The 25,011-nt window shown below is 72.3% G+C and carries 19 protein-coding genes and 1 CRISPR repeat array; all 19 genes read left to right on the top strand.

From position 1 onward, the window contains the following. Nucleotides 1–397: 397 nt before the first annotated feature. The 19 genes from cas3 to ACK2IS_RS01430 all read left to right on the top strand — a co-directional run bounded on the left by cas3 (nucleotide 398) and on the right by ACK2IS_RS01430 (nucleotide 25,007). Nucleotides 398–3,100 carry a CRISPR-associated helicase Cas3' gene (cas3, locus tag ACK2IS_RS01520; RefSeq protein WP_409484406.1) on the top strand — a complete coding sequence of 901 codons (2,703 nt, stop codon included), beginning with the start codon at nucleotides 398–400 and terminating at the stop codon, nucleotides 3,098–3,100. After that, nucleotides 3,097–4,665 carry a type I-E CRISPR-associated protein Cse1/CasA gene (locus ACK2IS_RS01515; protein ID WP_409484405.1) on the top strand — a complete coding sequence of 523 codons (1,569 nt, stop codon included), beginning with the start codon at nucleotides 3,097–3,099 and terminating at the stop codon, nucleotides 4,663–4,665. Before cas3 ends, ACK2IS_RS01515 begins: the two co-directional genes overlap by 4 nt. Next, nucleotides 4,662–5,279, top strand: a complete 618-nt coding sequence (casB, locus tag ACK2IS_RS01510; protein WP_409484404.1) for a type I-E CRISPR-associated protein Cse2/CasB — start codon at nucleotides 4,662–4,664, stop codon at nucleotides 5,277–5,279. Before ACK2IS_RS01515 ends, casB begins: the two co-directional genes overlap by 4 nt. Then, nucleotides 5,279–6,505: a type I-E CRISPR-associated protein Cas7/Cse4/CasC gene (locus tag ACK2IS_RS01505; protein ID WP_409484403.1), complete on the top strand. Its 1,227-nt coding sequence runs from the start codon at nucleotides 5,279–5,281 to the stop codon at nucleotides 6,503–6,505. Before casB ends, ACK2IS_RS01505 begins: the two co-directional genes overlap by 1 nt. Then, nucleotides 6,505–7,245, top strand: a complete 741-nt coding sequence (gene cas5, locus ACK2IS_RS01500; protein ID WP_409484402.1) for a CRISPR-associated protein Cas5 — start codon at nucleotides 6,505–6,507, stop codon at nucleotides 7,243–7,245. Before ACK2IS_RS01505 ends, cas5 begins: the two co-directional genes overlap by 1 nt. Continuing rightward, on the top strand, nucleotides 7,242–7,874 hold the full coding sequence (gene cas6e, locus ACK2IS_RS01495; RefSeq protein WP_409484401.1) for a type I-E CRISPR-associated protein Cas6/Cse3/CasE: 633 nt from the start codon (nucleotides 7,242–7,244) through the stop codon (nucleotides 7,872–7,874). Before cas5 ends, cas6e begins: the two co-directional genes overlap by 4 nt. After that, complete coding sequence (cas1e, locus tag ACK2IS_RS01490) at nucleotides 7,871–8,857, top strand: type I-E CRISPR-associated endonuclease Cas1e (protein WP_409484400.1); 987 nt, start codon at nucleotides 7,871–7,873, stop codon at nucleotides 8,855–8,857. Before cas6e ends, cas1e begins: the two co-directional genes overlap by 4 nt. Beyond that, a complete protein-coding gene (gene cas2e, locus ACK2IS_RS01485) occupies nucleotides 8,854–9,192 on the top strand; it encodes a type I-E CRISPR-associated endoribonuclease Cas2e (RefSeq protein ID WP_409484399.1) in 339 nt (112 codons plus the stop codon). Before cas1e ends, cas2e begins: the two co-directional genes overlap by 4 nt. A gap of 30 nt (nucleotides 9,193–9,222) precedes the next feature. Beyond that, nucleotides 9,223–12,118: direct repeats of the CRISPR family, unit length 29 nt; unit sequence CTTCGTCCCGCGTCCGCGGGAGTGCTTCC. 342 nt (nucleotides 12,119–12,460) lie between these two features. After that, nucleotides 12,461–13,405 (top strand): alpha/beta hydrolase, encoded by a 945-nt coding sequence (locus ACK2IS_RS01480; RefSeq protein ID WP_409484398.1) that lies wholly within the window; start codon nucleotides 12,461–12,463, stop codon nucleotides 13,403–13,405. A 346-nt stretch (nucleotides 13,406–13,751) separates the two neighbouring features. Further along, complete coding sequence (locus ACK2IS_RS01475) at nucleotides 13,752–15,191, top strand: cytochrome ubiquinol oxidase subunit I (RefSeq protein WP_409484397.1); 1,440 nt, start codon at nucleotides 13,752–13,754, stop codon at nucleotides 15,189–15,191. Nucleotides 15,192–15,202: 11 nt separating this feature from the next. Beyond that, nucleotides 15,203–16,321: a cytochrome d ubiquinol oxidase subunit II gene (cydB, locus tag ACK2IS_RS01470; RefSeq protein ID WP_409484396.1), complete on the top strand. Its 1,119-nt coding sequence runs from the start codon at nucleotides 15,203–15,205 to the stop codon at nucleotides 16,319–16,321. A gap of 180 nt (nucleotides 16,322–16,501) precedes the next feature. After that, entirely contained in the window at nucleotides 16,502–18,130 is a 1,629-nt protein-coding gene (cydD, locus tag ACK2IS_RS01465) for a thiol reductant ABC exporter subunit CydD (protein WP_409484395.1), read from the top strand. A gap of 116 nt (nucleotides 18,131–18,246) precedes the next feature. Next, nucleotides 18,247–19,815, top strand: coding sequence for a thiol reductant ABC exporter subunit CydC (gene cydC, locus ACK2IS_RS01460; protein ID WP_409484394.1), 1,569 nt, complete (start codon nucleotides 18,247–18,249; stop codon nucleotides 19,813–19,815). 195 nt (nucleotides 19,816–20,010) lie between these two features. Further along, nucleotides 20,011–20,508: a low molecular weight protein-tyrosine-phosphatase gene (locus ACK2IS_RS01455; protein WP_409484393.1), complete on the top strand. Its 498-nt coding sequence runs from the start codon at nucleotides 20,011–20,013 to the stop codon at nucleotides 20,506–20,508. A gap of 58 nt (nucleotides 20,509–20,566) precedes the next feature. Next, nucleotides 20,567–21,349 (top strand): VOC family protein, encoded by a 783-nt coding sequence (locus ACK2IS_RS01450; protein WP_409484392.1) that lies wholly within the window; start codon nucleotides 20,567–20,569, stop codon nucleotides 21,347–21,349. A gap of 121 nt (nucleotides 21,350–21,470) precedes the next feature. Continuing rightward, nucleotides 21,471–22,466, top strand: a complete 996-nt coding sequence (locus ACK2IS_RS01445) for an ABC transporter ATP-binding protein (protein WP_409484391.1) — start codon at nucleotides 21,471–21,473, stop codon at nucleotides 22,464–22,466. Continuing rightward, nucleotides 22,463–23,365: a hypothetical protein gene (locus ACK2IS_RS01440; RefSeq protein ID WP_409484390.1), complete on the top strand. Its 903-nt coding sequence runs from the start codon at nucleotides 22,463–22,465 to the stop codon at nucleotides 23,363–23,365. The genes ACK2IS_RS01445 and ACK2IS_RS01440 overlap by 4 nt, the downstream gene beginning before the upstream one ends. Further along, nucleotides 23,362–24,276, top strand: a complete 915-nt coding sequence (locus ACK2IS_RS01435; protein WP_409484389.1) for an ABC transporter ATP-binding protein — start codon at nucleotides 23,362–23,364, stop codon at nucleotides 24,274–24,276. Before ACK2IS_RS01440 ends, ACK2IS_RS01435 begins: the two co-directional genes overlap by 4 nt. Further along, a complete protein-coding gene (locus ACK2IS_RS01430; RefSeq protein WP_409484388.1) occupies nucleotides 24,273–25,007 on the top strand; it encodes an ABC transporter permease subunit in 735 nt (244 codons plus the stop codon). The genes ACK2IS_RS01435 and ACK2IS_RS01430 overlap by 4 nt, the downstream gene beginning before the upstream one ends. Nucleotides 25,008–25,011 lie beyond the last annotated feature (4 nt).

The raw sequence follows: 25,011 nt of genomic DNA, 5'->3' as shown, positions 1-25,011 counted from the left end.
CAGCGCCTGCAGGCTCGGCCAGGAGCTCACCCTCGAGGCACTCGCACGCCATCTCCACGTGCGGCGATAAGCAGGCGCGCCCCCGCCCCCGCCCCCGGGTTAGGGTCTGCTACGTCCCGCACAGCGGGAGTGCTTCCTTGTTCGTAGGGGAGAGCTGACCTACCCACGGTCATGTCCCGCTTCGGCGGGAGTCAACACATGAGGCAGACTTGTTAGTTGGGGAGTTCAAGAGGGGTTGAAATCCTGGAGAGAGTTGTGCCATGCTCATCCCCAGGGGGGCACCCCAACGGTCGACGAAGACCGTTGGGGTGCAGCAGATCTCACGCCTGCCGTCACGCTAGGGGACGCCTCAGGAGACGTCTCCACATGCAACGGTGGCGACGGGGACGGGGGAATCATGGGGGCCGGTCATCCCGCGCTGTGGGCGAAGAGACCCGAGCGGCTGCTGTCAGGCGAAGCGCCATACCCGGTCTCGGCCCACCTGCTCGACACGGCCGTCATCGCCGGGGTCGTGTGGGACGAGGTCCTGACCGGGCGGGTGCGGCGACTGCTCGCTCGCGAGTTCACCGGGGACACCTCGGCACAGCATCAGGACGAGGCACGGGCGTGGGTCATGCTCGCCGCCAGCCTGCACGATTTTCTCAAAATTTCAACTATCTTCCAGCTGCGGCCCTGGTGCAGCCACTCCCAGGTGCCGTGGCGGGAGCCGCTCGCAGCCGCCTTGGCGGAGGCAGGCTATCCCCCGGCAGGCGTCGATGCTGCCGAGGCCTGCACGGCAGACCCCGCCCTCCGCCGGCACGAGTTCCTCGGTCTGTGCCTGCTGTCGGAGCGTATGTCGGGGCGTCCGGTCAGGCGCGTTCCGCAGCTGGACGCCGGAACCTCCTGGCTGGCGCTGACCGTCGGCGGTCATCACGGAGCTTGGCTCCAATCACCGCCTACCGCCACGGCCACCGTCCTGGCCGACGCCAGGGCAGGTCGCTGGGGCGAGGCGCAGACCGAGCACCTCGAGCTGGTCACCCAGGTGTGCGGTGTGGATCCGTCCGAGTCTCCGAGGGTGGGGCCCGAGCTGGCCGGCGTCGTGACGATGCTCATCACCGGGATCGTGCAGCTGTCCGACTGGCTGGCCTCGGAGGCGGCCGTGGTCGATGCCGGGCTCGCCCTGATCGAGCAAGGCCTCGACCCCATGTCTGCCACCTGGGCGCAGACTCGCGCCGCCGAGCTCGCGGCACACGTGACCACGTCTGTGGGCTCCTACTCCGCACCGACCGACCGTCACCGCACCGCCGTCGGTCTGGACGGGGATGGACGCGTCCGCAGCCTCCGCCCCCTGCAGGAAGACGCCGAGCAGGTCGGAGACGGCCTGTGGTTCGCGGCCTACCCGACGAGCGAGGGCAAGACAGGCGCAGCGCTGCTGCGCCACCAGGTCGAGCAGGACGAAGGACTGATCTTCGCCCTGCCCACCCGGGCAACCACAGACGCCATGCAGCGACGACTGCAGCGGGCCTTCACCGGCACGGGCAACGGCGTGCTCCTCTCCCACCAGTTCGCCTCGCTCTACCGCTGCCCCGCCACCGAGGGCCACGGCTTCGAGTGGTTCAGCACCAGCACCCGCCGACTGCTCGCTCCCGTCGTCGCGGCCACCTGCGACCAGGTGCTGGCCGGGTCGCTCCCCCAGCGCCACCTACCGCTGCGTCTCCTCGCCCTCAGCAACCACCACGTCGTCCTCGACGAGGTGCACACCTACGACCGCTACCAGACCACGCTGCTCGCCGCGCTGATGGCGTGGTGGGGCCGCACCGGCACCCGCGTCACGGTCCTGTCCGCCACCATGCCGACCTGGCAACGTCGCATCCTCGAGGACGCCTACACGGGTCGAGAGACGAGCGACGGGCAGGCGGCCTATCCGGCGCACTGGCTGGCCGGGGACGGCACGACGAGCAGCCCGCCGCTGCAGACGGCCGTGCCGGACCTGCACCTGGCCACCCTCCACACCGACGACGCCACGCAGGCGCACCGGGAGTGGGCGGTCACGACATACGACCGCCATCCACGATGCAGCATCGCCGTCGTGCGCTCCCGCGTCGACGACGCCATCACCACGGGACGGTTGCTGCGCGCCGACCTCGCCGACCGCGACGTGGACGTCCTGGTGCTGCACTCCCGGATGACGCTCGCGCACCGTGCAGAGATCGAGCGGGAGCTGGAGGCCCGACTCGGGCCGCGAGCGCCGCGGGGTCACCGCCCGCTCCTGGTGTGCGGCACCCCGGTCCTGGACGTCAGCCTCGACGTGTCCTTCTGGTCGATGGCCTGCGACATCGCGCCGGCCGCGTCGCTGGTGCAGCGGGCCGGTCGCCTCTGGCGCTTCCTGACCCTCATGCAGGCTCAGCTCGACGAGGCCGACGCCCGCCCCGACCAACGCACCCTGCGGGTTGTCATCCCTGATGCCGCCGGTCCCCTGACCGAGGAGCGGGCGCGGCCCTACTTCGCCGACGAGCTCACTGCCGTGGCCCGCACCCTCGAGGACCACCCCGTCCTGCGGATCCCCGAGGACGTCCAGGACTTCGTCGACCGCACGACCTACGACCTGGAGCGCGCCACCCTGTGTGACCTGCGCCTAGCCGAGCTCGTCGATGCCGGCATGCGCAAGGACGCGGCCGACACGCTCGCCTCAGGAGTCCTGGGGCTCGTGGATCCCTATGTGCCCGCCACCCACGGGAGCCTGGCCAAAGCCACCAATCCCCCGAGGGACTTGGCTGGGATCAGCGACCTGGAGCTGACGACCCGTTACTCGACTCTGCCCTCGGCGACCTTCGTGCTGGTCGGTGGGATACGGGGCACTCGAGCGAGCCCAGCCAAGCTGGCCGCGATGACGGACGCCGACCGCGTCCGCGAGGCCCTGGGCAGCCTCTTCACGGTTTCCGGCGACAGGTGGGTCCCACGCCTCCGCGAGGCGGCGAAGGCAAGCACCCCGGCCTGGACCCCCGCGCACCCACTCCTCACTCACGTGCCCCCTGTGCACGTCGACGCCCTTGCCGACGCCGGACTCACCTACGACACCACGCTCGGCCTCACCACGCTCACCGACGAGGAGACCCCATGACCCCGACCGCGACGACGAATGTCGTCGACCTGCCCTGCATCCCGGTCCGCCGAGGCACGTCCGGCGAGCTGCTGTCCCTGCGGGAGACCTTCCTGCAGGCCCACGAGCTGACCGGGCTCGACGACTCGCTCCTGCCGGTCGAGCGGGAAGCGCTGCTGCGCTTCCTGGAGTCGCTCGCGGCAGTGGTGCTGCGGGGTGTCCCGCGGTCGTCGTACGACGGGCCGGCGCGTTTCCCGACCGAGAGCGTCGAGGCGGTTCTCGACCGCTACGGCGACCGCTTCGACCTGGCCGACCGGGACCGACCGCTGCTGCAGGAGTGGCACACCCCCGAGCCCACGGCGACGGACCTCGCCAAGGGCTACACCTCCCTGGAGACCCTGCACCTGAGGGTGCCCGGAGCCTCCAGCGCGACCTGGGGGACCAGCCCGGAGCCGCGGGACGCCGCCGACCCCGCCGTCCTCCTCTTGCTGCTGGTCGTCTCCTGGTTCCACGGCAAACCGAGCAACGGCGCGGGTGCGTCCTTCTACGTCCCCACCTCGGGCCCCAAGTGCTCGCCGATCTCCGGGGCACCCGCGGGCGGGCCGCACGACACCGTCTTCCACCTGCTCGGACAGACCCTGGCCGAGACCCTGATGCTCAACGTCCGGGTGAGCTGGCTGCGGGAGAAGGGACTCCCGGTGTGGCTGGACCAGGACCGCGGCCCTTCGGGCGAGCCGTTCCGGCCCGACGAGCAGCTGGTCGGCGGCGCCCGGCAGGGCAGCCTGTGGCGCTGCACGTGGACGGCCAACCGCGCCCACGTGCGCTGGCAGGACGGCGCACCCGTGGCGGTCACCCGCGGGCTGACGCGTCGGCCCGTGCCGATCGTCGAGCAGGACGGCCCCACCGAGGGCGTCGCCGGCGTGAAGGCTTTCGCGAAGGCCGTGGCGTCGGGCGACTACTGCCGGGTGGTGAACACCAAGACCAAGGGCACCAAGTACGTCCACGCCGACGCCTCCCTGCGCAGCGCCGAGGGCTACGAGCGGTGGTACCAGAACGCCCTCGAGTCCTCTCTGCAGGCATGGATCTACGAACCCCGCGCCATCTCCGTGCCGGACGCACCCATCCGGGTGGGTTTCCACCACGAGGAGGGCGACACCTATGGGAACAGGGAGCTCTCCCAGTGGGAGGAGGTGCCCGCCGCCGAGCTCCTCGTGGAGGCCCGGATCCCGGTGGAGGCCGTGATGGTGCACGTCGAGAAGATCCGCAAGGCGCTGGGCTCGGCCCTGCTCGCCGGGGGAATCGACCACCGCAGCGCCCGGCGCCACCTCGTGCGCAGCACGGTGATGTCCGCGCTCGACGAGCCCGTGCTCGATGCCGTGCACCGGCTCTCCCAGAGCGAGGAGATCGACACCGTCGACGTGCGTCGCCGGATGACCGACCGGGCCCGGGCGGCGTTCGAGGCCGCCACGGAGCCGCTGCTCACGCTCGCCACCGCACCTCAGATCTATCAGGCCCGTGCTCGTTTCACCGCCGGCACCGCGGCCCCGCGCCACCCTGCCACCGCGATCAAGGAGATCACCGCATGACCACCCTGCCCGAGGCCTACCCCGAGCCCGGCACGGCCGAGAGGCGACGCTGGACCAGCCCGCTCATCCAGTGCGTGCTCGACCGTCGCCACGACCGTTCGTATGCCGGATGGACGGCTTCCGTCCGGCGAGCCATCACCCCGGCGACCGAGGTCGCGGCCTACGGGGCCACCGAGCGATTCGTCCCCGCCGCGCTCGGCACGACCCAGGCCGCCGGGTTGCGGCGCGCCGCCGCCATCTGCGCGGGAGCGACCGGAGCCCCGCAGGACGACTCGGCCCATGCGACCCTCGGACGGGCCCTGGCCCGCCTCCACCGCGCGGTCGGCGGCAGCCACGTCGAGCAGCGCGTGCAGACCCTCCCGCTGCTCGACACCGAGAACGCCGCGATCTCGTTGGGCCATCTCGTGGACCTGTGCTCGCAGCACCACGTGCCGGTCAACTTCCACGACCTGGCGCGCACCCTCACCTCCTGGGGGGACGGCCTCAGCCAGAGATCCCAGGACATCCGGCGTGCCGTCGTGCACGACTTCTACACCACCCGACCCGACCCGGAGCCCGGCACGACCGCCGAGGCCCCTGAAACCACCCGGACCACCACGGAAGGCACCCGCTGATGACCACCCGCTTCGTCACCTGCCATGTCATCGTCACGCTCCCGCTGCACAACCTCAACCGCGACTCCAACGGCCTGCCCAAGAGCCAGTTCGACGGCGGCGTCCAGCGTGCCCGGCTCTCCAGCCAGTCGCTGAAGCGGGCCGCGCGTCAGGCTTATCGGCAGGCGGGCCACGAGGACTCGACCCGCACCCGCCTCGCGGCCTTCGAGATCACCCGCCGGGTCCTCGACCAGGCCGACGCCGACGGCGCCCAGGTGGACGTCGATGCCGTGATCAAGACCGCCGTCACGGCCGTTCGTGCGCTCTACACCGACAAGACCGACGCCAAGGAGCTGGCCCGGCAGACCAAGAAGGTCCGGGACCTGCTGGAGCGCACCCAGGGCAGGAGCCTGGAGGAGGCCGTCGCCACCGCCGCCGAGACCGCCGAGGAGACGACCGAGGACAAGGACGCGAAGAAGGAGCAGGAGGCCGAGACCAAGGACACGATCGTCTACCTGTCCACCTCGGAGATCGTGGCCTTCGCCGCCGCCGTCCACGCCGCCCACACCGGTCGGGGGGACGAGCCGACCGAGCTGGTCCGCAGCGCTCGGTCGGATGCCTTGGACATCGCTGCCTTCGGCAGGATGTTCGCCTCGCAGGCCGGCCTGGCCACCCATGCCGCCATCGCCGTCTCGCACGCCACGACGGTCCACCGCATGCAGCTCGTCACCGACTACTTCACGGCTGTGGAGGACCTGGAGACGGGGAATGCCGGCGCGGCCCACATCGACGAGAGCTACTTCACCTCCGGCACCTACTACCGCACCTTCACCATCGACGTCGATCAGCTGGCGTCGTCCTGGACGGCCTTCGGCGAGCCGGGATCCAAGGAGGCGCTCAAGGACCTGGTGCGCGCCCTGGTGCTGGCGCTGCCCCGGGGCAAGGTCAACGCCACCAACTCGGGCACGCTCCCGGCTCTGGTCCTCGCCGAGACCCAGAACTTCCGCGTCACCTACGACTTCGAGCAGGCGCTGACCACGCGGGACGAGCGTGGTGGCTACACCGCGCAGGCCGTCGCCGAGCTCGCCCGACGGCAGAAGGAGGCGAGGCAGTTCGACGGCACGCTCTTCGGCGAGGCCGTGGTGACCGGGCGTCTCGGTGACACGACCTTCGACGGCACGACCACCGCCCCCGACCTGGAGGCACTCCTCGACTTCGTGGTCGAGCAGGTCTACGCGGGTCGCTGATGCGACACGTCATCCGCCTGGCGGCCCCAATCCAGAGCTGGGCCGGCTACAGCGCCTCCCACCGCACCGTCCAGACGCTCCCGCTGCCCACCGCTTCCGGCGTCGCCGGCCTCCTCGGCGCCTGCCTCGGGGTCAGCGATCACCTCACCCTCCTGGATCGGTTCACCCTGCACGTGCGTGTGGACCGCACCAACCCGGCAGAGGTGGACCTGCAGGTGGCGGTGCCGCCTCCCCCCGGACGCGCCACCGAGGCCTGGCACCGCTCGGTGGCCCTGCACGAGGTCACCTCGGCCGTCCGGCGCGGGGACAAGGTGAAGCCCTACCGCGTGAAGGACATCAACCTCACCGGTGGGACCAACAAGGTGCAGTTCTCCGAGGGCCGCACCTTCCTGCCGCACGCGGAGTTCCTCTGCGTCGTCGACGCGCTGGACGACGAGCTCGACGAACGGCTGCACGAAGGTTTCCGGCGGCCCACCTTCATGCCCTACCTGGGGCGTATGGCGAACGGCCCCTCCTACCCCTTCCACCTGGGGCGCGGCCCCCAGGACGTGGGTGATCTGATGTCGCAGATCCCCGTGGTCGCCATGGACGGCCACCCGACGCCGGAGCGGCTGCGCGTCTACGAGGCCACGGGAGGGCACGCCGCGCCCCGACACCGGGAGTGCGGCCTCGTCTCACCCCCGACAGTCGCACGACGGGCCGAGCAGCTCGCGTGGGCGAAGGAGCACCTGACCCGATGACCGAGGCACCCTTCTGGACGGTCTTTCCCACCCACGCGGTCAAGACCGACTGGACCGATCACGGCGAGTCCCACCGTGCCGTGATGCGGCTCTTCGAGCGCGAGCTGCCCGGCGCAGCACACGAGCGGCGGGCCACCGGTCAGATCCTCTATCGCGTGGACCACCACCTGGACGGCAGCTCTACCGTGCTCGTCCAGTCCCGACAGGCCCTGGAGACCACGCCACCTCAGGCGCGTGCCACCACGATCCCGCGCGGGGGTTGGGACCTCGCGGCGGGCACCCCGGTGCTCTTCCGCGTGGCGGTCAACGCCGTTCGTCGGCGCACCGAGCGGGACGGCACGGGTCGTCGTCACGAGACCTTGACGACTGTGGCACCGAACGAGGTGCCGCAATGGGTGGCGGCCAGGCTGGCCACCGCGATGACGGTCGACGAGGTCTTCGAGCACGCGCGGCGCACCCACCGTCACCGGCGTCACCGCGACCGCACCCCGCCTCGCTTCGTCGTCGACACCGTCGACGGCCTGGCCACGGTCACGGACGCCGACGCACTGCAGCAGCTGCGGCTCTCCGGCGTGGGCCGCGGCAAGGCCTACGGCGCAGGTCTGCTCACCGTCCGGCCACTCGGATGACTGGCCCGGGGAGCACTGCCGGCGGCGAACGGTCGACGCCCCTGACCCTCGCCAAGCCTCGGGCGCTGCTGCTGACCCGCACCGACGACCGGCTGTCGTTCCTCTACCTCGATCGCTGCGCGATCCACCAGTCCGACAACGGCACGGTGGCGGTGATCGAGGTGGAGGGCGGCACCCGGTCCACGCAGATCCCCGTCGCCACGCTGTCGTGCCTCATGCTGGGGCCGGGGACGTCCATCACCCAGCAGGCGGCAGCCCACCTGGCGGGTGCGGGGTGCGCCGCGAGCTTCGTCGGCGGCGGGGCCGTGCGGTCGTACGGCGCCTTCCTGTCGCCATACGCGCCGACGGACCGCCTGCAACGGCAGGCCGTCGTCAGCACCGACCCCGAGCTGCGCGCGGAGGCTGCTCGACGCATGTATCTCAAGCGCTTCCCCGGGACCTCGTCGGCGACCTTCGCAGGCGCCACGATCGAGCAGATGCGAGGTGCCGAGGGGCTGCGCATGCGGGCCGTGTACGAGCAGCACGCCCGCAGGCACCGGCTGCGGTCGTGGCGGCGCAACACCGGCACCCGCCCGGAGATGGGACCACCCGACACGGTCAACCTGGCTCTCAACGCGGCCAACTCGGCGCTCTACGGCATCGTCAACAGCGTCGTGATCGCTCTCGGCGTCAGTCCCGGCCTCGGGATCATCCACACGGGCAACCGGCAGTCGTTCACGCTCGACGTCGCGGACATGTACAAGACGCGAATCACCATCCCGCTCGCGTTCTCCCTCAAGGGGCACGCCGATCCCTGCAACGCCGCCCTGCGTGCGCTGCGCGACGAGCTGCGGATGCTCCGTCTGCTGCCCGAGATCGTGTCCGACATCGACATGGTCCTCGGGGTCGAGGTCGACGACGGCTGGACCGTCGAGGCCCTCCAGCTGTGGGGCCCGGCCGGCGAGGTGGAGGCGACCTGGTCGCACGCGGAGTGGTCGACGTGAGCCTGCAGGTGCTCGTCACCGAACGGCTCTCCCCGGGACTGCGCGGCGCTCTGTCCCAGTGGTACGTGGAGATCAACCCCGGTGTCTTCGTCGGGACCGTCTCGGCCCGCATCCGGGACCAGCTGTGGTCCCAGGTCGAGGAGTGGGTGACAGGGGACGAGATCGGCTATGCGCTGGCGGTCTATCCAGCCACGACCGAGCAAGGATATGAGCTGCGCAGCGTCGGGACCAGCCGGTATGCCGTCGTGGACCATCACGGGCTCGCCTTGATCTCCAGGCAGCACGACGAGAGCCAAGTCAGTGCCACGGGCGAGGAGATCGACCCAGGATGGTGACGGCTCTGACAAAGTAGCAGGTGAGGCGGTCTTCGTCCCGCGTCCGCGGGAGTGCTTCCCTGCGCGAGCAGCCCGCCCCCGCGGCGCCCGCCTTCGTCCCGCGTCCGCGGGAGTGCTTCCCCCGCCGCCCGGCCCCACGGCCGGGCCCGTGCCTTCGTCCCGCGTCCGCGGGAGTGCTTCCCGGCCACCGGCACGATCGGCTCGGCCCTGACCCTTCGTCCCGCGTCCGCGGGAGTGCTTCCGCTCTGGCGTCGATGGAGCGCGTCCGCGCCGACTTCGTCCCGCGTCCGCGGGAGTGCTTCCAGGTCCGAGCCGCTGATCAGGGGCCCCTGGTGCTTCGTCCCGCGTCCGCGGGAGTGCTTCCACCGATGACGCGCAGCTTGGCGCCGTTCGGGGCTTCGTCCCGCGTCCGCGGGAGTGCTTCCGTGCGCTTCTCCCCGGCGATGTTCGTCAGCGACTTCGTCCCGCGTCCGCGGGAGTGCTTCCATGCACCTCACCGACGCTACTGAGAGGGAGGGCTTCGTCCCGCGTCCGCGGGAGTGCTTCCAGGGCGATCCTGGGGATCTGCTCCACCGCGCGCTTCGTCCCGCGTCCGCGGGAGTGCTTCCCTCGGCTCCGTCATCGGCGGCACCAAGGCCAACTTCGTCCCGCGTCCGCGGGAGTGCTTCCCTCACCGTCAAGATCGTCCTCGCCAGCCTCTACTTCGTCCCGCGTCCGCGGGAGTGCTTCCTACAAGCGCCGCATCATCGAACGGCAGGTCAACTTCGTCCCGCGTCCGCGGGAGTGCTTCCCTCCGCGGCAGTTTCCCTGGCGGCTGCTCGGGCTTCGTCCCGCGTCCGCGGGAGTGCTTCCAGCGCGAAGCACCTGCTCCCCGAGGGCGCCCGCTTCGTCCCGCGTCCGCGGGAGTGCTTCCTTCTCCAGTCGAGGGCAGTACCAGGCTGTCGTCTTCGTCCCGCGTCCGCGGGAGTGCTTCCCCCGGCACAGGGCTGCACCACTCACCCACGATCTTCGTCCCGCGTCCGCGGGAGTGCTTCCCAGCCGGCGCCGGCGTACGTGTACGTCGGCCCCTTCGTCCCGCGTCCGCGGGAGTGCTTCCCCTTCGCAGCCGATCGCGGTCCCGGACGGCGACTTCGTCCCGCGTCCGCGGGAGTGCTTCCCCCCCTCCTGGAAGCGGACGAGGGCACGTCGTCTTCGTCCCGCGTCCGCGGGAGTGCTTCCCCGTCCTTCTCCTTCGGTCTCGCCCGCGAGAACTTCGTCCCGCGTCCGCGGGAGTGCTTCCGGCCCGCTCCGTGGGCACCAGCATGGGTGGGCCTTCGTCCCGCGTCCGCGGGAGTGCTTCCCATCACGACCGTGACCCACGTCCACGAGATCACTTCGTCCCGCGTCCGCGGGAGTGCTTCCAGCAGCACCTCAGCTGCGGCGCCCACCCAGTCCTTCGTCCCGCGTCCGCGGGAGTGCTTCCTTCGTCGTCGGGCAGGTGTGGATGCGTCGCGGCTTCGTCCCGCGTCCGCGGGAGTGCTTCCCGGACCCTCTTCGCAGAGGACGCCTCCGGCTCCTTCGTCCCGCGTCCGCGGGAGTGCTTCCAGCGCCGCGGCTGCCGAGCATGAGGCAGAACGCTTCGTCCCGCGTCCGCGGGAGTGCTTCCGCGCACGCGTCCCGCAGACCGGCGTAGTCCGGCTTCGTCCCGCATCCGCGGGAGTGCTTCCGACGCCGAGAAGATCGCCGCTGCCATCGAGCACTTCGTCCCGCGTCCGCGGGAGTGCTTCCCTGTCGCAGGACGACGACCGCGAGTCGATGACCTTCGTCCCGCGTCCGCGGGAGTGCTTCCTCCATCGACCACGTATGCCTGGCCACCGGCCCCTTCGTCCCGCGTCCGCGGGAGTGCTTCCCACCATCCGGTCCTGGCTCACCGACGCGATCCCTTCGTCCCGCGTCCGCGGGAGTGCTTCCCCCGTAGTCGCGGCCGCGCTCACGAAGGACGACTTCGTCCCGCGTCCGCGGGAGTGCTTCCGTCGTGGTCACCGGTGACGCGGGCGCGACCCGCTTCGTCCCGCGTCCGCGGGAGTGCTTCCTACAAGGCGTGGGCGGTGGAGTGGGCGAACGGCTTCGTCCCGCGTCCGCGGGAGTGCTTCCCCCTCCTCCCGGCCCGGTCCCGGTCGGTGAGACTTCGTCCCGCGTCCGCGGGAGTGCTTCCGATCACCGTCCGGCGGGTAACCGGATGAGCACCTTCGTCCCGCGTCCGCGGGAGTGCTTCCGTCAAGGAAGTCAACGAGGCGGTCATGGCCGCCTTCGTCCCGCGTCCGCGGGAGTGCTTCCAAGGTCCGGGTCGCGACGATCGCCTCTGATCACTTCGTCCCGCGTCCGCGGGAGTGCTTCCGCGCGCTACGTGCTGTCGGGGATGCCCGCGGACTTCGTCCCGCGTCCGCGGGAGTGCTTCCTGCCCGGCCTCCTCCATCCCGTGGAGCATGCGCTTCGTCCCGCGTCCGCGGGAGTGCTTCCGGCGCCAAGGGTTCCAGCGCCCGCGACACCAGCTTCGTCCCGCGTCCGCGGGAGTGCTTCCCTACCACCCGAGGTAATCACCACCTACCTGCACTTCGTCCCGCGTCCGCGGGAATGCTTCCCTGCTCCAGGTGGCGGGTGGGTGCCAGGGTGACTTCGTCCCGCGTCCGCGGGAGTGCTTCCCTGCTCCAGGTGGCGGGTGGGTGCCAGGGTGACTTCGTCCCGCGTCCGCGGGAGTGCTTCCATCTCCTGCCGGGTCCTGTCCGGTGACTACAACTTCGTCCCGCGTCCGCGGGAGTGCTTCCCCGCTCCCGGCCCACCTGGGGTGGGTGGTGGCCTTCGTCCCGCGCCAGCGGGAGTGCTTCCGAGTCAGGCCGTCCGAAGACCGCGTTCTACGGCTTGGTCCCGCGTCCGCGGGAGTGCTTCCCCCTCCGGGATCAAGTCCGGGGCAGTCGGGGACTTCGTCCCGCGCCAGCGGGAAGGCGGCGGCGCTGGGGCTGGTGGCCCACGACGCCTGAGCGCCGACAGGCACCACCACCACCACGGCCACGGGAGTGGTCACCGCCCCCACGCCTGGGTGGGTGCGGCGGTGCGGGGCGGGTGACCCCGGAGGCGGGAGGGTCGCGCCGATGACTACGGGGACCACGGTGCCGACATACACAAGGTGAGGGGTCCGGACCGACCTCATGACGTCCGTCGCCAGCACCGCGAGCGAAGGCCTAACCTGGGCTCTGTCCGCGCGAATTGTGTTGGTGGAGAGGGAGTTACGTTGAGCACGGTTGATCACCAGGAGTTCACCGCCGACGACGAGGCGCAGCTGACGGCGCTCCTGCGACGCCTGGCGCCGCAGGACTGGCCGCTGGGCCTGGAGGAGGGGCGCCGCTACTACGACAGCTGGGGGAGCCCGGTCGCCGACGACGTCGTCCAGCGCCGCGTGTCGCTCGGCACGATCCCCGCCGTGGAGCTCACCCCGCCCGACGGTGACGCCGACAGGATCGGCCTGTGGCTGCACGGCGGTGCCTACGTCCAGGGCTCGCACGCCAGCCACGGGAGCATGGTCGCCGAGATCGCCCGCGCCTGCGGCCACCCCTTCGTGCACCCCCTCTATCGCCTCGCCCCGGAGCACCCCTTCCCGATGGCCGTCGAGGACGCCCTCGCCGCCTACCGGTCGCTGCTCGTCCGGGGCTGGTCCGGGCACGAGATCGTGGTGGGCGGGGACTCCGCCGGCGGTGGTCTCGCCGTGGCGATGATGCTCACGGCCCGCGACCGCGGGCTCCCCCTGCCGTCCTGCGCGACGCTGCTCTCCCCCTGGGTCGACCTGGCGGGGACGGGCCGCACCCTGGTCAGCAACGCCGGCGCCGACCCCCTCGTCGACGCCGCGGCCTGCGCGAGCTTCGCCCAGACCTACCTCGCCGGCGCCCACCCCCGGCACCCGCTGGCCTCTCCCCTGTATGCCGACCTGACGGGCCTGCCCCCCACCCTCGTCCAGGTGGGGTCCCGCGAGGTGCTGCTCAGCGACTCCCGGCGGCTGCACGCCGCACTGGTCGCCGCCGGGGTCGACGTCACCATGGAGACCTGGCGCGGTCAGATCCACGTCTGGCACCTGCACCACGCCCACCTGCGCCAGGCCCGGGAGGCGATCGCGGACCTGGGCAGGTTCACCCGGGGGGTGACCTCGGCCGCGGCACCGAGCCGGCTCGCCGGATCACGGTGACGCGGCGCGGTGCAGGCCGGCTCCCCGGCCGAGGGGTGCGGGGTCGGCGCCCGCGGTGGCGGGGGTGGGAGTACGGCCCCGGGGCGGATGGGCACCCGACACGCGGCATACGACCGGTGATGTCCGTCACAGGCGACCCCCCGGCCTGACGCCCGCCTGGGCCGCGGGCCCTGACGAACCGGTCTCTCAGCCAGGACCTCTCGCGCAGACGGCCGAGGGGGGTGACGCGGCGTGCTCACAAAGGCGCAGGTCACCCCCCGGTTTCGGCACCCGCGACGCGGCGCGAGCAGGGGTAACCCGTGGGTAACCTTCTAGCGTTCACCACCGCTCTGCAGACGGGGACCTCATGAGCAACCTGGACCTGGCACGGTGGCAGTTCGCCATCACCACCGTGTATCACTTCCTCTTCGTGCCGATCACGATCGGCATGTCGGCGGTCGTCGCCGGATACCACACCGCCTGGGTGCGCACCCGCAACCCGGAGTACCTGCGCCTGGCCAAGTGGCTCGGCAAGCTGTTCACCATCAACTTCGCCCTCGGCCTGGTCACGGGCATCGTGCAGGAGTTCCAGTTCGGGATGAACTGGTCGGACTACTCCCGCTTCGTCGGTGACATCTTCGGGGCACCGCTGGCCTTCGAGGCGCTCCTGGCGTTCTTCATGGAGTCGACCTTCCTCGGGCTGTGGATCTTCGGGTGGGGCCGGATCCCGGAGAAGCTGCACGCCTGGACCATGTGGATCACCCACCTCGGCACCGTGCTCAGCGCCTTCTTCATCCTCGCGGCCAACTCGTTCATGCAGAACCCGGTGGGCTACCAGTTCAACCCGCAGACCGGCCGGGCCGAGATGGCCGACTTCGTCGCCGTGCTCACCAACAAGGTCCAGCTGGTCACCTTCCCCCACGTGCTGCTCAGCTCCTACATGACCGGCGGGGCCGTGGTCCTCGCCGTCGCGCTGTGGCACTGGCTGCGCCGCGGCCCGATCGCGGACCGTGACCGGCAGATGTACCGCAAGGCCGTCCAGGTCGGCGCGGTTATGTCCCTCGTCGCGTCGTTCGGCGTGGTCATCACCGGCGACCTGCAGGGCAAGGTGATGACCGAGGTGCAGCCGATGAAGATGGCCGCCGCCGAGGGGCTCTACCGCACCGAGAAGCACGCGTCCTTCTCGATCCTGTCGATCGGCTCGCTCGACGGCTCGGACGCCACTCGCGTCATCGAGGTGCCCGGCCTGCTGAGCTTCCTCGGCCACGGCTCCTTCGACGCCGAGGTCAAGGGCATCCGCGACGTCCAGGCGGACTACCAGGCCAGGTACGCCGACACCCCGCGCACCGCGGACAAGGCCACGGACTACGTGCCCAACATCCCCACGACCTACTGGACCTTCCGCCTGATGATGGGCGTGGGCTTCCTGTCGATGCTGTGCTCGCTGCTCGCTCTCGTCGCCACCCGCAAGGGCCGGACCCCGCCCACCGCCCCCTGGTGGAAGCACGTGGTGATCTGGAGCCCGCTGCTGCCGGTCCTGGCCATCTCCTTCGGCTGGATCTTCACCGAGGTGGGCCGCCAGCCGTGGATCGTCTTCGGGCAGATGACGACGGCGTCGGGTGTCAGCCCCTCCGTCCCGGCCTGGTCCGTCCTCGTGTCGATGGTCGTCTACACCGCGCTGTATGCCGCGCTGGCCGTCGTCGAGGTCAAGCTCTTCCTCAAGTACACCCGCGTCGGTGCGGAGCCGGTCGACCCCCAGTCGCCCGCCGAGGCCGGCGAGGACCGTCCCCTCGTCTTCGCCTACTGAGGAGCCTCGTCATGGAACTGTCTGTCATCTGGTTCGTCCTCATCGCGGTCCTGTGGACCGGCTACTTCGTCCTCGAAGGCTTCGACTTCGGCGTCGGCATGCTCATGCCGATCCTGGGCAAGGGGCGCGACGGGGTGGACGACGACCGACGCCGCCGCGTCCTGCTCAACACCATCGGACCCCACTGGGACGGCAACGAGGTGTGGGTGCTGACCGCCGGCGGCGCGACCTTCGCGGCCTTCCCGCACTGGTACGCCACGCTGTTCTCCGGGTTCTACCTGCCCCTGCTGCTCATCCTGGTCGCCCTGATCATCCGCAACATGGGCTTCGAGTACCGCCACAAGCGCGACGACGTCGCGTGGCGCCGCAACTGGGACACGTGCATCGTCGTCGGCTCCTTCCTGCCCGCCCTGCTGTGGGGCGTCGCCTTCGCCAACGTCGTGGGCGGCACGCCGATCGACCAGCACAAGGAGTTCACGGGCAACCTGCTCACCCTGCTCAACCCGCACGGCCTGCTCGGTGGCCTGACGACCTTGCTCGTCTTCCTCACCCACGGCGCGATCTTCGTCACGCTCAAGACCACCGGCGAGATCCGCGAGGACGCCCGCGCGCTCGCGTGGAAGACGGGGCTGGTCGCCGGCGTCGTCTGCGTCACCTTCATGGTGTGGACGATGCTCCAGACCGGCAACCCGCTCGCCTGGGTCCTCACCGTGCTGGCCGCCGCCCTGTGGGTCGCCGGGATCGTGATGACCCGCGCCGGCCGCGAGGGCATCGGCTTCACCGGCAGCGCGCTCGCCATCGCCCTCGTCGTGCTCGCGCTGTTCACCGCCCTGTTCCCCGACGTGATGCCGTCCTCGCTCGACCCGGCCTGGTCGCTCACCCACGAGAACGCCGCCAGCACCCCGCTGACGCTCAAGATCATGACCGGCGCGGCCGTCGTGTTCACGCCGATCGTGCTGGCCTACACCGCCTGGACCTACTGGATCTTCCGCAAGCGCATCGGCGTGCACCACATCCCCGACGCCCACGAGCCCCGCGAGGTCACCGAGGTGGAGGCCGCGGGACTGGTGGACGCGACCAGCGCCCCGGTCCCCGCGAGCGGCAGCGACACCGGCAGCGGCGCCCGCTGACGCGGCCGCTGCTCCACCCGGGGAGGCGACCCACCACCTCCCCGGAAACGTGAGGGTCTGCCCCGACAATCGTCGGGGCAGACCCTCACGGTGCGTCCGGCGGACCCGGCGGCACCTGGCCGGGTCGTCCGGTCTCGTCCCGCCCGCCCGATCCGTCCCCAGAGAGCAGGAGCCGCCCCGGTGAAGCCCTTCGACCGCCGACTGCTCACCCTCGTGCCCGACGCCCGCCGCTCCGTCCTGCTGCTCGCCGCGATCGGCGTGGCCCAGGGCGTCGCCGCGATCGGGCAGGCCTTCGCCGTGGCGGCCGTCGTGGTGGCGGTGGCGCAGGCCAGGTCGGTGACCCCTCCCGCGGTGGCCGGGCCCGTGGCGTGGTTGGCCGTGGTCCTCGGCATACGCGCGCTGCTCACCGCGGCCACCGAGCTCGTCGCGTCCCGGGCGGGCACCGAGGTGAGCTGCGGCCTGCGGGCCCGGCTGCTGCAGACCTGGCTGAGCCGTATGCCGGGAGGCCGTCCCGAGCCCGCCGCGGCCCAGACCCTCGCCGCGCAGGGCACCACCAGCATCGAGACCTACGTGGCGCGCTACCTGCCGGCGCTGGTCGCCGCGGCCGTGCTCCCGGCGCTGGTGGTGCTCACCCTGCTCCTCGTGGACCTGTGGTCGGCGCTGATCGTGGTGCTGACGCTGCCGCTGCTGCCGCTCTTCGCCGCGCTGATCGGCAAGGCCACCGCCGACGCCTCCGACCGGCGCTGGCGGGCGATGACCGCGCTGGCCGGCCACTTCCTCGACCTGATGCGCGGGCTGCCGACGCTCGTGGCCTACGGCCGCGGCGAGCGCCAGACCGAGACGATCGGGGAGGTCTCGCAGCGGCACCGTCGGGCGACGGTGGAGACGCTGCGGATGGCCTTCCTGTCGTCGGCGGCGCTGGAGCTGCTGGCGACGATCGCGGTGGCGCTGGTCGCGGTGTCGGTCGGGCTGCGCCTCACCCAGGGGGCGATGGGGCTCGCGACCGGGTTGACGGCGATCCTGCTGGCGCCCGAGGCCTACTGGCCGGTGCGGCGGGTGGGTCAGGAGTTCCACGCGGCGGCGGACGGCGCCGAGGCCGTGGGCGCGGTGGCGGACGCGCTGGCCGAGCCCGTGGACCTGCGCCCGGCCGGCAGGGGGCGCCCCCCTCGCCCCGGCGACGGGAGCGTGGCCCGGCTGGCGGGGGTGGGCTGTCGCTACCCGGGCAGCGACCGGGACGTGCTCCACGGACTGACCCTCACGGTCCCGCGCGGCCTGACCGTGCTCACCGGCCCCTCCGGCTGCGGCAAGACCACCGCGCTGGAGCTGCTGTGCGGGCTGCGCGAGACCACGGCCGGTATGGCGCACCCGGCGCCCAGCCACCTGGTGACCCAGCGGCCCTTCCTGGCGGCGGGGTCGATCCGGCACAACCTCACCCTCGCGGGCCCGGCCGACGACGACGCCCTGCTGGCTGTGCTCGACCGCGTGGGCCTGGGCGACCTGGTGCGCGGCCTGCCCGACGGGCTCGGGACGCTGCTCGGGGACGACGGCTTCGGCCTGAGCGCCGGCCAGCGCGCCCGGCTCGGGGTCGCGCGGGCCCTGCTGAGCGACGCCGACCTGATCGCCCTCGACGAGCCCACCGCACACCTCGACCCGGCGTCGACGGCGCTGGTGGATGGGGTGATCCGCGAGCTCGCCCGCGACCGCGCCGTCGTCGTGGTCACCCACCGCGACAGCCTCGTCGAGCACGCCGACCAGCACGTCGTCCTCGCTGCCGCCGGGCAGGACGCCGGGCAGGAGGTGGCCCGGTGAAGCCCGGTCGCGCCCGAGGACCCGCGACCGGTGGACGACCCGGTGATCGCCCAGGTGGACGCCCACGTCGACGGCCCGGTGTCTGGCGGGCGCCCCGCGGGATCGGTGGCGCCGCCGTGCTCGGGGGCCTGTCCACCGCCAGCGGCATCGCCCTGACCACCACGTCCGGCTGGCTCGTCGTCGCCGCCTCCCACCGACCGCAGATCCTGACGCTGATGGCGGCGATCGTGGCGGTGCGTGCCTTCGGCATGGCGCGCCCGGTGCTGCGCTACGCGGAGCGGGTGCGCTCGCACGACGCGGCCCTGGGGGACCTGGCGGACCAGCGGGTGGCGGCCTATGCCGCGCTGGTGCCGCTCACCCCGGCCCGCCTCGGACGGCGGTCTCGCAGCGAGGTGCTCACCGGTGCGGTGGACGACCTGGAGGATCGCGTCTACGCCCAGGTGCGGGTGGTCGTCCCGGTCGTCGGGTCCGCCCTGGCCGGGCTGCTGACGATCCTGGCGACGGCACTGTTCTCGTACGTCGCGGCCGGGATCGTCGCCGCCGTCCTCGTCGCCTGCGCCCTGGTGGCCTGGCTCGTCCTCGCGAGCGAGCGGGCGGCGCAACGGGACTGGCTGGCCGCGCGGGCCGAGGTCGCCCGCGTCGCCACCCTGGTCACCGCCAACGCGCCGGAGCTGCAGGCCATCGGCGCCACCGCCGCGGCCGGCTCCTGGCTGGACCGGGCCCACGCGCGTCTCGCCGCCGCCAACGCCCGCCGCGCGCGCGGACGGGCCCTGGGCATGGCGCTCACCGCGATCGCGTGCGGCGCCGGCACCCTCGCCATGGCGGTCTACGCCCACGGGCTCGTCGCCGGGGGCTTCGGCGACGCGGTCGCCGCGCTGCTCGTGCTCACCCCGGTCGCTGCCGCCGACGCGTTCACCTCGCTGCCGGACGCGATGGGCGCCTGGGCCCGCGCCGAGGCGAGCGGCGACCGGCTGGACGCCCTGGTCGACCAGGACCCACCGCTGGGTGCCCACGGGACGGGCGAGGTGGGGGCCGTTCCCGGCATACCGCCACGAATCGCCCTGCAAGACGTGTCGGCTCGCTGGACGCCGGACCGGGACGCCGTGGGCCCGGTCACCACCGAGATCGCGCCCGGGGAGGCCGTCCTCGTCACCGGCCCCAACGGCTCGGGCAAGTCCACGCTGCTCGCCGTGCTGGCCGCCCACCTGGACCCGGCGAGCGGTCGGGTCCTCGTCGACGGTGCGAGCTCCCGTGACCTGCGGGTGGACTCGCTGCGCGGACAGGTGGCGCTGCTCGACGACGAGCCGCACGTCTTCGCGTCCACGGTCCGGGAGAACCTCCGGCTGGCCCGCCCGGACGCCGACGACGACGCGCTGCGGAGGGCGCTGACCCGCGCCGGCCTCGGCCCCTGGCTCGACGGCCTGCCCGACGGCCTGGACACGATGCTCGGCAGCGGGCACCGCGGCGTCTCCGGGGGTGAGCGGGCCCGGCTGGCGCTGGCTCGCGCGATCGTGTCCGAGCGGCCCGTGATGCTCCTCGACGAGCCGGTCGCCCACCTGGACCACGCGACGGCGACCGCGGTGCTCGACGACCTGCTGGTCGCGCGGGCGGGGCGCACCGTGGTGATGGTGAGCCACCGCGAGGACGGGGTGGCGGGCTTCGACCGCGAGCTGCGCCTCGGGTGACCGCAGGGCGGGCGGCTGCGCCACCGGCCGCTGGCGACCCACCGAGGAGGCGGAGGTCATCGCCGTCGACTCCTGGAGACGACGATCAGCCGAAAGGGTGGCGTGACCGTTCACGCCTCAGACCTACCGGCGGCGGTCGGATCCGCCTGCGGCACGAAGCCCGGCGAACCCGACCGCCGCCGGTAGGTTCGAGGCATGGGCTATCGCATCTGCGTCATCTGCACGGGCAACATCTGCCGCTCCCCCATGGGCGAGGTGATCCTGCGCCACCTGCTCGACGAGGCCGGTCTCGGCGACCGGGTCGAGGTGGACTCCGCCGGCACCGGCGGGTGGCACGAGGGTGACGGCGCCGACCCGCGCACCCTCACCGCGCTGACCGGCGGGGGGTACGACGGCTCCGCCCACCGCGCCCGCCAGTGGCAGCGCGCCTGGTACGCCCAGCGCGACCTGATCCTGGTCGCCGACCGCAGCCACCAGCGCGAGCTGCAGCGCCGCGCCCCCACCCCCGAGGACCGCGACAAGGTCCGGCTGATGCGCGAGTTCGACGAGTCCGCCGTCGCCGCGGGGACGCTGGAGGTGGACGACCCCTACTACGGCGACGCCGCGGGCTTCGACCGCTGCCGCGACGAGGTGGAGGCGGCCATGCGTGGGGTCGTCGCGCACGTGCGCCCGCTCGTCGGCGCCCCTCGGTGACAGCCGCCGCCCGCTCTGGTGGACTAGGCGCACGCACCCACCACCTCGAGGAGCTCCCATGCCGATCCGGATGACGCCCTGGCCCCAGGGCACCCCCTGCTGGCCCGACCTGATGGCCGACGACCCGGCGAGCGCGTCGCGGTTCTACGAGGAGCTGTTCGGCTGGGAGCCGACCCAGGGCCCCGACGGGTATGCCTTCATGACCAGCGACGGGATGCGGGTCGCCGGCATCGGCCCCAAGCCGCAGGGCGCCGAGTGGCCTGCGGTGTGGACGACCTACCTCGCCGTCGACGACGTCTACCGCACGATCGCCCACGCCAAGGCCGAGGGTGCCGAGGAGCTGCTCCCGCCCACCACGCTGCCGGGGATGGCGACCATCGCCCTGCTCACGGAGCCCAGCGGCGCCCACTTCGGGCTGTGGGAGCCCGCTCCCCTCAACGGGATCGAGCGCTACAACGAGGAGCACGCCCCCGTCTGGAACGAGCTCATGGTGCGCGACCACGAGGAGACGATGGGGTACTACAGCGAGGTCTTCGGCTACTCCTTCGAGGAGTACACCGAGCCCGACGGGTCCTTCGCCTACGCCACGATGATCACGCCGGGCGGACGCCTCGTGGCCGGGCTCGGGCAGATCGGCGAGGAGTACGGCGAGGAGTACCGCGCGCACTGGATGACGTACTTCTTCGCCGAGGACCCGCGGGCGGCGGCGGAGCGCTGCACCCAGCTCGGCGGTGCCGTGCTGATGGACGTCACCGAGGGCCCCTTCGGCGAGCTCGCGGTGCTGCGCGGGCCGCAGGGCGAGATCTTCAGCGTGATCCACCCGGAGCACGTCGACGAGTGACGTCGGGCGGCGCAGGCCCTCCCCGCCACGGGAGAGCCCGCGCCGGTCCCCGGCCGGACCGGGGTCGACATCAGGGTCCTCCCTGGTGCCGATCCGCAGGCTCCGCCGCTAGGTTGGGGTCATGGACGTCACAGGGGGAGACGGCCCGCCGGTGATCCGCACCCGGGGGCTGACCAAGGTCTATCCGCGGGTGCGGGCGCTGGACGGGCTGGACCTGCAGGTCGGACCCGGCGTGACCGGTCTCGTGGGGGCCAACGGTGCGGGCAAGTCGACGCTGATCAAGGTGCTGCTCGGCCTGCTGCCGCCGACCAGCGGCGAGGCGCAGGTGCTCGGGCACGACGTGGCCCGGCAGGGGCGGGCGATCCGGGCGCGGGTGGGTTACATGCCCGAGCACGACTGCCTGCCGGGGGACGTCAACGCCAGCGAGTTCACCGTGCACATGGGACGGATGGCGGGGCTGCCCCACGCGGTCGCCCGCGAGCGCGCGGCCGACGTGCTGCGGCACGTGGGGCTGGCCGAGGAGCGATACCGCGACATGGGGACCTACTCCACGGGCATGCGGCAGCGCGCCAAGCTCGCCCAGGCGCTCGTCCACGACCCGGACCTGATCATGCTGGACGAGCCGACCAACGGCCTGGACCCGGCCAGCCGCGACGAGATGCTCGGGCTGGTGCGGCGGATCGGCTCGGACTTCGGGATCGCGGTGCTGGTGACGAGCCACCTGCTCGGCGAGCTGGAGCGGGTCAGCGACCACGTCGTCGTCCTCGACGGCGGTCACCTGCTGCGGTCCTCGGCGACCAGCGACTACGTCGAGCGCACCGGCAGCCTGCTCGTCGAGGTGCTGGGCGGCGCCACCGAGCGCGACCTGCTCGGCAACGCCCTGGCCGCCCACGGGCTCGTGTGCCATCCCGTCGACGGGTCGGTCGAGATCACGCCCGGCGGCCTGTGGACGGTCGACCCCGAGGCGAGCGCGCAGACCACCCAGCAGCAGGAGCGCGCCATACGAGACCTGGTGCGGGACACCGTGATCGACCTCGACCTGGGCCTGGTCCGGATCCAGGACGGGCGCCACCGCATCCAGGACGTCTTCCAGACCCGAGAGGCGGCCCCGCGATGACGGCCCCCACCCCCGCCTCCGCCCACGGTGCCCGGATCCACGACCTGGGCTACCGCGGCTACGACGGCCCCCGGCTCGGCGAGGGCGGCGTCACGCGCGCGCTGTTCGTCCAGGGCCTGCGCCACGCGTACGGCCTCGGCCGGTCCCGCCGGGCCAAGTGGCTACCCGTCGGGATCCTGCTGGTCTCCCTGCTGCCCGCCCTGGTGATGGTGGCGGTCGTGGCGATGACCAAGCTGCCCACCCTCCCGGTCGACTACGCGCGCTACCCGACGGTGCTGCAGATGGTGACCTCGATCTTCGTGGCCGCGCAGGCACCCGTGGTGTTCTCCCGGGACCTGCGCTACCGCGCGATCACGCTCTACCTCGCCCGCCCCCTGCACCGCGGCAGCTACGTGCTGGCCCGGCTCGCCTCGCTCTTCGTCGCCGTCCTCATGGTCGTCGGGCTGCCCGTCGTGATCCTGTACGTCGGCGCGCTGCTGGCGGGCCTGCCGGCCGGGGAGCACACGCGCAAGGCCCTGGAGGCGCTGCCCGGGATCCTGGTCCTGACGGCGCTGCTCACCGTGGTCGGTGGGGTCCTGGCCAGCCTGGCCACCCGCCGAGGCATGGCCATCGTCGCGATCATCGCCACCTTGACGATGAGCTCGGCGGTCGCAGGCGGGCTCGGGGCGATCCTCAGCTCGGGCTACTCGACCGCCGGGATCCACCCGGCCTGGCCGGGGGTGCTCAACCCCTTCAGCCTCGCCGAGGGGCTCGGGGTGTGGTGGTTCGACCAGGCGCCGACCGGGCCACCGGTGCAGTCGACCGTGGACGGGGTGTTCTACCTCGTCGCCCTGGTGCTCACCCTGCTCGGTGGCGTCGCGATCCTGCTGCGCCGCTACGCGAAGGCCGGTGCGGCATGAGCACCCTCGTGCTGCACGGGGTCTCCCGGTGGTTCGGCGACCTGGTGGCCGTCAACGACGTCTCCATGCGGATCGGGCCCGGCGTCACCGGCCTGCTCGGCCCCAACGGCGCCGGCAAGTCCACGCTGCTCGCCCTCATGTCCGGCTTCCTCGCCCCCTCCGCGGGGTCGGTCGAGCTGGACGGCACCCCCACCTGGCGGAACCCCGAGGTGTATCGGCAGCTCGGGATGGTGCCCGAGCGCGAGGGCATCCTGGAGCACCTGACCGGGCGGGCCTTCGTGCGGGCGATGGCCGACCTGCACGGGCTGCCCGACCCCGGCGCCGCCACCGAGCGGGCCCTGGACCTGGTGGAGATGACCGAGCCCGCGGGTCGACGCATCTCGACCTACTCCAAGGGCATGCGCCAGCGCGTGAAGATGGCGAGCGCCCTGGTCCACGACCCGCAGGTGCTGCTGCTCGACGAGCCTTTCAACGGGATGGACCCGCGGCAGCGGCTGCACCTGATGGAGCTGCTGCGCCGGATGGGCGCGGACGGGCGGACCGTGCTGTTCAGCTCGCACATCCTGGAGGAGGTCGAGCAGGTCGCCCGCCAGGTCGAGGTGGTCGTGGCCGGGCGGCACGCCGCGAGCGGCGACTTCGGCGCCATCCGCCGGCTGATGACCGACCGGCCCAACCGGTATGTCGTGCGGTCCACCGACGACCGGGCCCTCGCCGCCGCGCTGGTCGGTGACGACTGCGTGCGCGCGGTCGCGCTGCGGCCGGAGGGAGGGGTCGAGGTGGAGGCCGTCGACTTCGGCCGGTTCACCCACGTGCTGCCGCGCGTCGCCCGCGCCCGCGGGATCACCCTCGTCGAGGTCAGCCCGACCGACGAGTCGCTCGAGAGCGTCTTCTCCTACCTGGTGACCTCATGAACCCTGTCGTCCTGCGTCTGGCCTTCTCCTCGTTGCTCGGTCGTGCCCGGCTGCTGCCGCTGCTGGCGCTGCCGACGGTGCTGCTGCTCCTCACCGGTCTCGCGCGGTACGTCCTCGGGGCGGACGCCTCGGCCGACGACCCCGCCGGCCGCGCCGTCCTCGGCACCCTTGGCCTCGTCGTGGTGGTGCCGATGCTGGCGCTGCTGACGGCCACCCGGCTGCTCGGCACCGAGATGGAGGACGGCACGATCTACTACCTGCTGTCCAAGCCCGTGCCGCGCCGGCAGGTGGTGGTGAGCAAGCTCCTCGCCGGGGCCACCACCACGCTGGTGCTGGGCGCGCTCCCCCTCGGGCTCGCCGCCCTGCTCCTCGACCCCGGCTCGCCGGTCAAGGCGCTGGGGTGGGCGGCCGGCGGCGCCGCGGCGGCCGTGGCGTACTGCGGGCTGTTCACCGCGCTGTCGGCCTCGACCCGGCACGCCGTGGTGTGGGGCCTGCTCTACCTCACCGTGTGGGAGGGCGGCCTGCGCAACCTGCTGAGCGGGATCGAGAAGGTCTCCGTCGGCGCCTGGGCCACGCGCGTCGCCAGCGAGGTGGGTCGGATGTCGGTCATCGCGCCCGCCGAGGTCGGGCCGACCCACGCCTTGGTGGGGCTGCTGCTCGTGCTCGTCGGGGGCACGGCCTTCGCGGCATACCGTCTGAGCGGACTGTCGATCACCGCCGCCGAGGCCTGACCCC

It is taken from the genome of Arsenicicoccus dermatophilus (genome assembly GCF_046267915.1).
Lineage (GTDB): Bacteria > Actinomycetota > Actinomycetes > Actinomycetales > Dermatophilaceae > Arsenicicoccus > Arsenicicoccus dermatophilus_A.
This window is presented reverse-complemented; position numbering and strand designations above follow the sequence as displayed.